This window comes from Bifidobacterium stellenboschense (assembly GCF_000741785.1).
Lineage (GTDB): Bacteria > Actinomycetota > Actinomycetes > Actinomycetales > Bifidobacteriaceae > Bifidobacterium > Bifidobacterium stellenboschense.
Genome location: NZ_JGZP01000009.1, coordinates 14,996 through 27,192 on the forward strand (window position 1 = coordinate 14,996; position 12,197 = coordinate 27,192).

General features: G+C 68.6%; 8 protein-coding genes and 3 tRNA genes. All 11 read left to right on the top strand.

From position 1 onward, the window contains the following. Positions 1–47: 47 nt before the first annotated feature. On the top strand, positions 48–1,538 hold the full coding sequence (locus BSTEL_RS03400) for a hypothetical protein (protein ID WP_034527157.1): 1,491 nt from the start codon (positions 48–50) through the stop codon (positions 1,536–1,538). A gap of 229 nt (positions 1,539–1,767) precedes the next feature. Then, on the top strand, positions 1,768–2,061 hold the full coding sequence (groES, locus tag BSTEL_RS03405; RefSeq protein WP_034527158.1) for a co-chaperone GroES: 294 nt from the start codon (positions 1,768–1,770) through the stop codon (positions 2,059–2,061). 292 nt (positions 2,062–2,353) lie between these two features. Next, positions 2,354–3,313, top strand: a complete 960-nt coding sequence (locus tag BSTEL_RS03410; RefSeq protein ID WP_051922818.1) for an AAA family ATPase — start codon at positions 2,354–2,356, stop codon at positions 3,311–3,313. Positions 3,314–3,315: 2 nt separating this feature from the next. Next, entirely contained in the window at positions 3,316–7,947 is a 4,632-nt protein-coding gene (locus BSTEL_RS03415) for a transglutaminaseTgpA domain-containing protein (RefSeq protein WP_034527160.1), read from the top strand. Between the two features lie 255 nt (positions 7,948–8,202). After that, positions 8,203–8,284: transfer RNA gene (locus tag BSTEL_RS03420), tRNA-Tyr, on the top strand. Between the two features lies 1 nt (position 8,285). After that, a tRNA-Thr gene (locus BSTEL_RS03425) sits at positions 8,286–8,357 on the top strand. 4 nt (positions 8,358–8,361) lie between these two features. Continuing rightward, a tRNA-Met gene (locus BSTEL_RS03430) sits at positions 8,362–8,435 on the top strand. Positions 8,436–8,497: 62 nt separating this feature from the next. Beyond that, positions 8,498–8,665 (top strand): 50S ribosomal protein L33, encoded by a 168-nt coding sequence (gene rpmG / locus BSTEL_RS03435; RefSeq protein WP_007053013.1) that lies wholly within the window; start codon positions 8,498–8,500, stop codon positions 8,663–8,665. 125 nt (positions 8,666–8,790) lie between these two features. Next, positions 8,791–10,080, top strand: a complete 1,290-nt coding sequence (locus BSTEL_RS03440; RefSeq protein ID WP_034527164.1) for an FAD-binding protein — start codon at positions 8,791–8,793, stop codon at positions 10,078–10,080. Positions 10,081–10,185: 105 nt separating this feature from the next. Then, the gene (locus BSTEL_RS03445; RefSeq protein WP_034527166.1) at positions 10,186–11,715 is read left to right on the top strand and encodes an amino acid permease; all 1,530 of its coding nucleotides are present in this window, start codon (positions 10,186–10,188) and stop codon (positions 11,713–11,715) included. Positions 11,716–11,873: 158 nt separating this feature from the next. Further along, positions 11,874–12,197, top strand: coding sequence for a ferredoxin (fdxA, locus tag BSTEL_RS03450; RefSeq protein WP_034527169.1), 324 nt, complete (start codon positions 11,874–11,876; stop codon positions 12,195–12,197).

Sequence of the window (12,197 nt, forward strand, 5' to 3'; positions counted from 1 at the left end):
CGACGCAATGCGGACAATGTGACCACCGTCTCCTATTCTTGAGCATTATGGGTTACGAGCAGTTGAGCACGGTCATCGTGCTCGTCATCGTACTCATCGGAATCGTGGCATGGCTGCCGGTGCGCACGGCCAAGAGCATGCGGCACGTGGAGGAACATCGCGAGGATCGCTTCTCCTCGTCGCTGCACCTGGTCGACGAGCACAGCGGCACGCGGTTCAGCGATGAAGGCACCTACGCGAAAGGGGTTTTGATGCAGCCGAACGAGAGGCGCACGAACAAGCTCACCCCCGAGCGCATCGCCGAAGTACGGCGATTGCGCCGGCGGGCGGTGCGACGTCGCCAGATTCTCGTCGTGTCGTTGCTGCTGGTCGCCATCGTCGTCGCCGCGATCGCCTTCCCGCTGCACTTCAACCCGTGGTTCGCGCTGATTCCCGTCGCCCTCGACATCGTCGTCCTGGTGCTGGGCGCGCGCGCCGCCGGACAGGCCCGCGAATGGGAGCGCAAGGTCGCCAAGGCCCGCGCCCGCGAACGCCGCTCGCGCATGGCGAAGACCCGCGCGCAGGCGAGGACCGTCGACGCCCAGACCGCCGCGGTGAAGGCCGAGGTCGAGGGCATGGCCCGCTCGGCCAAGGCGATGGCCTCCGCGCTGGCCGAGGAACCCGCGGACGCGGCCCCCTCGGCGAAGGGCGAGGAGGTACCCACCGCCGAGATGGAACGTCGCGAGATTCGCCGCGTGCTGCGTCAGGCGGAGATCGAACAGCGTCAGGCGCTCGCCGCGCACGGCAAGCTCGACGCGCCCGACGTGCAGGTGGTCGATGTGGCCGCGGCTCAGGCCGCCGCCGCGCAGACCGGCGCGCAGCCCGGTGTGTCTGCCGGCGTGTCCGCCACCATGCAGTCCCAGTCGGCCTCGTCGCCCGGTTCCGAGGCCGTGCAGGTCGTCTCCCGCGCCGAAGGGCCGCAGACCGCCGCTCCCTCGGCCGCGGCGAAGCCCGCCGATGACGCGAGCGCCCGCAGCGCCGCCGTCATCCCCGCCGACGCCACGACCGAGCTCGCCGAGGTCCGCCCCGCGAAGGCGCTCGACGCGTTCGACATGGCCATCGCCTCGCAGGATCTCATCTCGTTCTCGCTCGGAGAGCCGCGCAACGTGCATCAGGACCAGCCGGACGCGCCCGAAAGCCGCGAGATCAAGTCGACGAAGCAGGTCGCCAAGGCCGACCCGGTCGACGCCGACGAGGAACGTCGTCTCGCCGGGGAAGCCCGGATGGAGACCAAGCCGGCCGAGACGCAGACGGAACCGTCGGCCGCTTCCGCCGGCGCGGAGCCGTCGGCCGACGTCACGACGACCGCCGACACCGCGACCGCCGACACGTCCGGCAACGACGGCAGCGTGATCGCCGCCATGCCGCAGAACGCGGGCGTCTCCGACGTCGCCGCGTTCCATGAGTCCGAGGAGCAGGCGCGGGTCGCCGTCCCCGCCGCGACCTCCGATTCGCTGGGCAACAACCTGCAGGCGATCCTCGACCGCCGCAGCTCCTGACCGTCCGTCGTTCTGATGCCCTCTGCCGTGTTCGCAGAGGGCATTCGCGTATGCGCTCCCGCCGGTCCGGTGTCCGTTTCTCTCACAGCGTTAGCACTCAAGTTGGCAGAGTGCTAAAAACCGCGCTACCATGTGAGGCAGTGCTTGGGACCGGTCAAGTGATCGTCAGCCTCTTGGGCGTTTCCGGCGCGAAGACATCGAACCTACAAGAAATACGAGGTGACCCACAGTGTCGATCAAGCTCACACCGCTGGAAGACAAGATCATCGTCAAGCAGGCCGAGGCCGAGACCCAGACCGCGTCCGGTCTGTACATCCCGGACAACGCCAAGGAGAAGCCGCAGCAGGGCGAAGTCCTCGCCGTCGGCCCGGGCCGTCGCGACGACAAGGGCGAGCGCATCCCGGTCGACGTCAAGGTCGGCGACAAGGTCCTGTACTCCAAGTACGGCGGCACCGAAGTGCACTACGAGGGTGAGGACTACCTCATCATCGGCGCCCGCGACGTGCTCGCCATCCTCGGCTGAGATCATCCGCGCACAGAGCGGCATGCGCATGCCGCATCGATCGTGCGAGTCGCGCAGCGAAGCCCCGGCACAACGCCGGGGCTTTCTTCGTATTCGTCCTATCGTCTCGCTCCCGCTGGCGGGAGCTGTCGAACGCAGTGAGACTGAGGGTGGTCCGGCGATCGCCGTAAGCGGCCGGGATGTTCCGCCGTCCCGGGAGACGTGTGCGCTCAGCGCGTAACCATGGTTGAAGCCCTGCGGCCGCCGGTCGTACACTGGACACGGATTCAGGCCCCGTCGAAGGAGCGCAGCCATGACCGACGCATCCGGCATCCCCTCACGCATCGCCGCGACGCTGCGCGACGCGCTCGCCTGCCCGCCGGACGTCATCGAGCTCGCCGTCATCACGTTCGTCGCCGGAGGCCACCTGCTGCTCGAGGACGTGCCCGGCGTCGGCAAGACCACGTTCGCCCGCGCGTTCGCCCGCGCCATCGACGGCGAGATCAGCCGCATCCAGTTCACCCCGGACATGCTGCCCGGCGACCTGACCGGCGTGAGCGTCTGGTCGCAGGGCGAGAACCGTTTCGTCTTCCACCCCGGACCCCTGTTCGCGAACATCGTCATCGCCGACGAGATCAACCGCGCGAACCCGAAGACACAATCCGCCATGCTCGAGGCGATGAACGAACGCCAGGTGAGCGTCGACGGCGAAACCCATCCGTTGCCCGACCCGTATTTCGTCATCGCCACGCAGAACCCGATCGAACTGGAAGGCACCTACCCGTTGCCGGAAGCGCAGCTCGACCGGTTCATGACCTGCACCGCCTTCGGCTATCCGACCGCCGAAGCCGAGGCGCTGATGCTCACCGCCGACGACTGGTCGCATCCGCTCGACCGCGTGCGCCGCGTCTGCTCCGCGACCGAGGCGGCATCCATCCGCCGCGAGGCACGCAAAGTGACGCTCGCGCGCCCGGTCGCCGACTACATCGTCGCCATCGTGCAGGCCACGCGCGACCGCGGCGACGTGCGCTACGGCGCATCGCCGCGCGCAGGTCTCGCGCTCGCCGCGATGGCGCGCGCCCGCGCGTTCATCGACGGCCGGTCCTACGTGTTGCCCGACGACGTGCGCACGCTCGCCATACCCGTGCTCGCCCACCGTCTCGTGCTCGACGAGACCGGCATGGCCGGCGTGGGGTACGGCGACGGCGCATTGGAACGCTCTCGCGCCATCGTCGCCGACGTGGTGCGCGGCATCGCCGTCCCGAGGGCGTGACCATGCGCCGTCACGGTCTGATCCGACCCACGGGCGTCTGCCTGCTGCTGGCCGTGTTCGGCGCGCTCGCCTGCTATGCGGGACTGCTGTTGGACGAGCGCACGCTGATGGCCACGGTCATCGTGGCCGCCGCGATGGCCGTGCTGTCGCTGTCCGTCGCCATCGCCCAGTGGGTGAAAGCCGGGCGCGGGGGTGCGGCGTACGTGGAAGGGGACGGGAACGTGCTGGGGCGGGCGTCGGCGCGGCGGACGCCCGCGGAGGGCGTGACCTCGAAGCGGGCGTGGTTGCGATCGGGGATGACGCGGCTGCTGCGGCCGTCCTATGTGACGGCCACGGCACTGTACGAGCGAGTCGACCAATACGGGAACGTCGTCGACCGATGGGCGGGAGCGCCGCCACGTGAACGCGGCCTGTACCGGCAGGTCGGCACGCTGCTGCGCTGGAGGTCGCCGTTCGGCCTGTTCGCGGTGCGGCGCCACATCGCCGCAACAGGGGAGACGCTTGTGCTTCCCGAAGCCTCGGATACGGCCGCGCAGGGGGCGGGCGTATCCGCGCTCGGCCGGTCCGCCGGACTGGTGGATACGGAGGATTCGGGAACCGTGCGCGGCTATGAGTCGGGCGATCCGATCCGACGGATCGCATGGCGGCACAGCGCCCGGCGAGGCAGGTTGATGACCCGTGAGAGCGAGGGGAATGAACGCGCCACCCTGCTGCTGGTCGTGAACGCGGACGGGACGGACGGCGTGGACGCGAGGCGGCTCGACGGGGTGGCCGCCGCGTTGCGTCCGTATGCGAAGGCGCGTCGCGGCATGGATGTGATGGCCACCGACGGCGTGCATGTGGCCGAAGGGGAGCGTGAGGTCCTGCGGTTCCTGGCCTCGGTGCGACCGGCCGGCGGACGGGACGACGCGCATGGCCGTGATCGGCTCCGCAGACGAATGTGCACGGTTCTTGGCCGAACGTGCATGGTTCTCAGGCGTATGTGCATGGTTCGGGGCGCTACCTGCACGATTCCGCGGGCAACGTGTGGCATTTCCGCCGCAACCTGCACGGCGTCGGTGGGAAACATCGTCCGTCGCCGTTCCGGCCCGGTGGAGGTGCTGGTCTGTGATGCCAGTGATTCCAACGGTTTGACTGCTTCCTTGCAGCGCTCGCCCATCGAGTCTGCGGTGCGTGTACTCGACCCCACCCCACAGGAACGGGTCGAAATTCCACACGAACGGGCCGGAACTTCGCACGAACGCTCCGAAATCATGCAGGTTCCCTCCCGAACCATGCACAAGCGGCCCGAAACCGTGCAGGTTCGCCATGCCGATCGGCGTATGGCCTCCGGGGAAGGCGGAGGAGCCGTCGGCGGAGTCCTCGGAGGAGCCGACAAGGCCCTTCGGATTCCCCGGATTGTCGCCTCGCTCGCCCTGCTGACGTACTTCGGTATCATGCTCAAGGCGCTCGCCGGCCTCGTGGAGCCCACGGGATGGTGGATATGGTTCGCCGCGGGGACGTTCGCCGTCGCCGCCCTTGTCCCGGCAGTGCCGGGGTATCCGCTCCGGGACGGACGTCCTGCGCGATTCGTGCATCCGGAACGTGTGGAAGTCCCAGGAACGACGGAGAAGAGGCACCCCGTCCGCTCCGCGCTGATGCGCGTGCTGTGCTTCACCGTCGTGCTCGTCGCCGCGACCCTCACGCTGATCGTCCTCCGATTGCGTGATGTCCCCGTCGCATCTGCCACCGGTGGCCCCGGCGGCTTCGCTGGCCTCCGGACCCGCTTCGTCGCCGCGCTGTCCACAGGATTCGACCAGCTCGACCGCCAGCTGCCGCCGCTGAGGGTGTCGCCGGCCTCCGACGTGCTGCTCATTCTCGTCATCGCCGTAGCGGTCCTCCTCATCCGAATCCTGCTCCTTTGGCGTCCGGCCGTCCCTCTGATCGCCGTCCTCCCCGTCGTCGCGCTCGCCGCAGACGCCGCGATGCTCGGTCATGTCGCCCCGTGGTGGGCGGTCGCCCTGCTCGCGTTCGCCTTCCCGATGAGCGTGTGGGCGTCGTCGCCCCGTCCCCTCGTGCCCCCGCGAGCAGTGCCCCCGCGAGCAGTGTCCCCTCGAGCGGTGCCCGCCGTGCTCGCCGCGCTCACGGTCATGGCCGTCACATTGGCCGGCACCCCCGCCGCGGAGACCCTCGCCTACCGGGTGCCATTGTCGATCGGCGAGGGCGGCGGCATGTTCTCGTCGAACACGGTCAGCCCGCTCATCGACCTGAAACGCAACATCGACGCCGGCTCCGACTCGACCGTGTTCAGCTATTCCGCCGACCGCCGCCTGTATCTGAAGCTCAGTACGCTCGACGCGTTCGACGGCGACACATGGGGGTACGACAACGAGCTCGCCATCGACGCCGGCCTGTACGGTTCGGGCATCCGCCTCGGCCGCGACGCGTCCGACGACCTGACGATGGAGCAACGCCGCGGCGGCGACCCGCTCGGCGTCTACGCGTGGATGCTCGGCTACGCCGGCTACGGCGCGTCCGGCCTCGAATCCGGCGGTGGCACCCAGATCGACGAACGCACGCTCGAACGCTACGAGGCGACCGCGAACGTGCGCATCGACACGCTGCGATCCCGTTTCCTGCCGGTTCCCGGCATCGCCAGCGGGGCGAACAACATCGGCTCCTCCTGGCTGCGGTACCGCGACGGCAGCCTGTACAACCGCGCCGACGCCACCTCCGACGGCATGCGGTACACGGTGACGGGCACCTACGTCGATCCCATCACGTCGGACGCGGGCTTCTCGACGCTCGACCCGGTGCGCGAGGTCGTCGCCGCATTGGAACGGCAGCGTGACGATGCGTCCGATCGGGTCGCCGGCTGGTTCGAGGCGCGTCGCACGATCGCCGATGCGGGATTGGGGGAGACGCGCGACGGGTTCGCCGTGGTCCGCGCCTCCATCGACGTCGACGGCGTCGTGAGCGCCCCCGACGGTACGCGCATCGGCAAGGTGAGCGCCTACAGCATGGCGTTCTCCGGCGAGCAGGACAACGACCGCGTGTGGGGCGGCGGGACGACGACGCCTTCCGCGGGCCGATACTCCCAGCATCCCTCCCATATCGCCTTCGACGATGCGTTCGAGACACGATACGGCGCCGACGGCGCCGGCATCGTCTACGGCTTCTCCGAGAACGGCGACGCCGTGACCCTCGTGATGCCCCTCACGGACATGACCGGCTCCGACGGCTCTTCCGACGGCCGATCCGACTCCGGCGCGTCGACCGTCTGGGCGCAGAACGCCATCACCATCCTCTTCCAATCCGACACCACCACGTCCATCGCCGTGGAGGCGGGGTCCGCCGACAACGACCGGACCACGGCCCGCCGCATCCTCGCCATGGCCGCCGCCTCCGACAAGGCGGCCCATGCGGGCCGCTACACGTCCCTGCCGAAGACGCTGCCGGCCAACGTGCGCGCCGTCGTGCGCCGGTCGCGCGCGGACGGCGTCGCCGCGAAGGCCGGATCCTACGGCGAGCAGGTGCGCGCCATGCGCTGGCTCGTCGGGTATTTCACCGACAAGGCCAACCGTTTCACGTATTCGCTGGACGCGCCGGACGGCGACGGTCGCTCCAACATGCAGGTCATCGACGACTTCCTCGACCCCGACACCGGCCATGCCGGCTACTGCCAGCACTACGCCTCCGCGCTCGCCGTGCTCGGACGCGCGATGGGCGTGCCGACGCGCATCGTGCTCGGCTACAACGCGGGCACGAACGCGCGCGATGCCGATGGCTACTTCCCGGTGGCGTCGCGTCAGCTGCACGCGTGGGTCGAAGCGTATCTGGACGGCGTCGGCTGGGTGTCGTTCGATGTGACGCCGCCGAGCGAGGAGAACGGCACGCTGACCGCCGACGGCACGACCGCCGCGTCCGACGGTTCGTCTGCCGGCTCCTCGGGCACGTTGACCGGCGACGACGGGTCCGCCGTCACCGAATTCGACACGACGGGGAACGGCGGCTCGTCCGCGCGACGGAACGGCGCGGAGGACAAGACCGCCGGGAAGTCCGCCGACGCCACCGAGGGCAAGGAGGCCGGCGACGGTTCGTCCGAGGCGTCCGGTCCGCCCGTCTGGTTCACGCACGTCGCCGCATGGTTCGCGGCGTTGCCGGTATGGGCGCGTGTCGCGCTCGCCGTCGGCGTGGCCGCGGTGGCGCTCGTCGCGTGCGTGCTCGCGCCTCGCGCCGTGCGCACGTTGCGGCGGCGTCGGTGCGTCGCCGCCGCACGCCGCGCCGCGTCCGCCGGCGGTGGTTCCGGTGGTTCCGGTGACGATGATTCCGGCGGCGGTGGCGGCGGTTCCGGCGGGGATGGCGGGGACGATGCCGCCGCGCTGCGTGCGGCCGCGTGGCGCATGGCGTGGCGTGAGATACGACGCGAGGGACGTGCGGCGGGTGCGCGGTGGGACGCCGCCGACACCGACCTGATGATTGCCGACCGCATCGCCGATGTCTGGCCGTCAGGCGCGGATGACGATCACGGGCGTCGCGCCATGATCCTCCGGGTCGCCCGTGCCGCCGATTCGGTCGCGTTCGGCGGCGCCGCGCCCCAGGTCGACGATCTGGCCGATGGCCTCGATGCGCTGTTCGCCGCGACACGCCGATGAGAGGGTTCCCGAGGATAGTTCGGAGAGGCTTCCGGCGTTCGAATCCAGCGTCGGAAGCCCGGGGACACCCTCGCGACACGCCGGTGCGGCGGAAAAGTTGCGCATTTGATTTTCGTTGGTATTTCAACGTTTTCAGGTTGCGCGGAGGGTGGTTTCGCGGGGTGTTCGCCGCCTTCGGGTTGCGCGACCGGAAAACCCGTGGCATGATGTTCGAGTTGCCTGACGAGGTCAAGACCTCGGCGGGAAACAGAGACTGGCGGATTTCCCAAGCGGTCAAAGGGAGCTGACTGTAAATCAGCCGCTTCGTGCTTCAGTGGTTCGAATCCACTATCCGCCACGCCCCGATAGCTCAGTGGTAGAGCACTTCCTTGGTAAGGAAGAGGTCGTGAGTCCAATTCTCACTCGGGGCTCTCTGGCGGGGTAGCTCAGCTGGCTAGAGCGTACGACTCATAATCGTAAGGTCAAGAGTTCGAGCCTCTTCCTCGCTACAAATCGCGCCCGCCAACCGGCGGGCGCATATTATACCTAGTAAACACAGAGGTGAATAACAATGGCTAAGAGCGCCGACATCCGTCCGGGCATCACGCTGGCCTGCACCGAGTGCAAGGAGCGTAACTACATCACGACGAAGAACCGTCGCAACACGCCCGACCGTCTCGAGCTGAAGAAGTTCTGCCCGCGCTGCGGCAAGCAGACCGTGCACCGCGAGACCCGCTGAGCACATTCGAGTTTTGCGAAGACCCGGCCGTATGGCCGGGTCTTTTCGTATTCCCGGAGGTTTTTCCCGCTTTGTTCATGCCGCTTTCGGGCGAGCCCGCCAAGCCGCGGATAGGATAGGCAACTATGACCAGCTTTGCAGAGATCACCACGATCGGTGTGGGCGGCGAGATCGCCCGTTTCGTCGAACCGACCACGCGCGTCGGCGTCATCGAGGCCGTCGAAGGGGCGGATGAGTACGGGCTGCCCCTGTGCGTCATCGGCGGCGGCTCCAACATGCTCGTCTCCGACGAGCCGTTCCCCGGCGTCGTCGTGCGTGACGCGCGTCGCCGCATCACCGTGCCCGACGAGGCGGCCCCCGTCGAGGGGAGCGACCGCACCGTGCACGTGAACGCGGAGGCGGGCGCCAACTGGGACGATTTCGTCGCGTTCACCGTCGAACTCGGCTTGGAGGGTGTCGAGGGCCTGTCCGGCATCCCCGGCACGGTGGGCGCGTCCGTCGTGCAGAACATCGGCGCCTACGGCCAGGAGGTCGCCACGTCCGTCGAATCGGTGGAGGTGTGGGACCGCGAGACGAAGACCACATGCGACCTCAAGCCCGCGGATCTGAAGTTCGGCTACCGTTCCTCCGCGCTGAAGTCGAGCATGTATGCGGCGCCCGCCACGCCGGCCGACCGGTTCTTCCCGACGCCGCGCTTCGTGGTGCTGTCCGTCACGTTCGCGCTGCGTCACAGCGCCGAGGGCACGGTCGGATTCGGCCAGTTGGCGAAGGCGCTCGGCGTCGAAGTGGGCGCGCGGATGGCCACCACCGCCATCCGCGACACGGTGCTCAAGGTGCGCGCCGCCAAAGGCATGCTCGAGGACCCGACCCGCTACGCCCTGCCGGACATGGCCGACACGAAGCGCGAAGGCAACGTCGTCGCCGATCTGAAGCGCCTCGCCGCCACGGGCGCGCCGGCCGCCACCGTCGCGCCGGTCGCCGCGGACGGTTCCGGCCTGCCCACGCCCGACTGGGACCGCCACAGCTGCGGCTCGTTCTTCATGAACCCGATCCTGCCCGAAGCCGAGGCCGCGCGTCTGCCCGAGGACGCGCCGCGCTTCGCCGCCACGCTGCCCGACGGCACGCCCGGCGTGAAGACCTCCGCCGCGTGGCTCATCGACCACGCCGGATTCCACAAGGGATTCGCCGTGGGGGAGACGGACGGCGCGGCGACTCCGGAGACCGCGGCGGCCGCGGAACCGGCCGCTCCGGCGAGCCTGTCCACGCGGCACACGCTCGCCCTGACGAACCGCGGAGGCGCCACCGCGGCGGACGTCGTCGCCCTCGCCAAGACCATCCAGCGGGGCGTGAAGGAACGGTTCGGCGTGGCGCTCGTGCCCGAGCCGGTGTGCATCGGCATCGACCTGCGCCCCTGAGCGGCGTCCCGTCCCGAATGTGGGGAAAGGGCCTTCGCGTCGCAATCCGGTGGGCATATACTATGCCGTTGAACCTAACCGGAGAGACAAGAAGGTCCCAGCACCATGCAGATATTCCGAACGAAATCCGTCGAGCAGACCATCGCCGAGACCGGCGAAGAGGGTCGCACGCTCAAACGCAACCTCACATGGTGGGATCTGTCCATCATGGGCGTCGCCGTCGCCGTCGGCGCCGGCATCTTCTCCGTGGGCGCGCAGGCCGCCGCCTTCCACGCCGGTCCGGCCGTCATCATCAGCTTCCTCATCGCCGGCGTCGTGTGCGGCGCGGCCGTCATGTGCTACGCCGAATTCGCCTCGATGATCCCGGTGGCCGGCTCCGCGTACACGTTCACGTACACCACCGTCGGCGAGGTCGTCGCGTGGATCATCGGCTGGGACCTCATCCTCGAGATGATGATGGCCGGCTCGGTGATCTCCAAATACTGGGGCGTCTACCTCGACGACTTCTTCCACCTCATGGGCTGGGGCGTCGACACGAACCTCACGTTCGGCTCGTTCCACATCGACATCGCGCCGATCATCATCGTCGCGTTCTTCACCACGCTGCTCGTGTTCGGCACGAAGATCGGCGCCCGCGTCGACGGCGCGATGACCGTCCTCAAGATCGCGATCGTCCTGTTCGTCGTGGTCGTCGGATTCTTCTACGTGAAGATGTCGAACTTCACGCCGTTCATCCCGCCGAGCCAGCCCGCCGACTCCCTGCCCGGCAGCTCCGTCGCCGCCGACGTGCTCAACCAGCCGCTGTGGCAGTGGGCGACCGGCATGGTGCCGAGCGTGTACGGCGTGCCCGGCATCCTGTCCGGCGCGGCGCTCGTGTTCTTCGCGTTCCTCGGCTTCGACGTGGTCGCCACCGCCTCCGAGGAGACCGTGAACCCGCACAGGAACGTGCCGCTCGGCATCGGCGTCGGCATGGGCCTCATCATCGTGATGTACATGCTCGTCGCGTTCGTCACCACCGGCATGGTCTCCTACAAGGAGCTCGCCAAGCAGGACAGCCCGTCGCTCGCCACCGCGTTCGAGCTGGTCGGCGCGAACTGGGCGGCGAAGATCATCAGCTTCGGCATCGTGTTGGGCCTCGCCACCGTGGTCATGGTGCTGCTGCTGGGACTGACGCGCATCGTGTTCGCGATGAGCCGCGACGGCCTGCTGCCGCGCGGCCTGTCCAAGACCGGCAAACACGGCACCCCGGTCGCGCTGCAGATCGGCGTCGGCGTGGTCGTCGCGCTCGTCGCCGCCTGCTTCGACATCGGCGTGCTCGCCGACATGGTGAACATCGGCACGCTGTCCGCGTTCACGCTGGTCGCGATCTCCATCCCGATCATGCGCGCCCGCCGCCCCGAACTGCCGCGCGCGTTCAAGATGCCAGGCAACCCGTGGGTGCCGATCCTCATCGCCGTCGCCAACCTGTGGCTGATGCTCAACCTGTCCGTGCTCACCTGGCTGCGTTTCGTCGTGTGGCTGGTCATCGGCTTCGCGATCTACTTCGGCTACGGCTACTGGCACGCCCGCCTCGGCAAGGGCGCACTCACCGAGACGCTGTCCGAGGAGACCGACAAGGCCATCAACACCGACTGACGGAGACGCCCCGGTCGCGTCACGCCGTGCCGGCGGTTCCCCGTGCGGGGAGCCGCCGGCTTTTCCATACGCGGCGTCCTGACAGGGTGTCAACCGTCCCCGCACGCTCCTAGACTGGACGCTTAGATTCGTCAGGAACGTGTTCTAAGGAGAATCCCATGCCGTACGTTGTTGCCCAGCCTTGCGTGGACGTGAAGGACAAGGCCTGCGTGGACGAGTGCCCGGTCGACTGCATCTACGAGGGCGATCGCTCCCTGTACATCAACCCGAACGAGTGCGTCGACTGCGGCGCGTGCGAGCCGGTGTGCCCCACCGAGGCCATCTTCTACGAGGATGACCTGCCGGAGGAGTGGGCCTGGTACAAGGACGCCGCCGCCAACTTCTTCGCCGAGGTCGGCGATTTCGGCGGCGCCTCCGCACACGGCCCGATCGGCAAGGACCCGGCGCAGGTCGCCGCCCTGCCCCCGCAGAATCAGGACTGA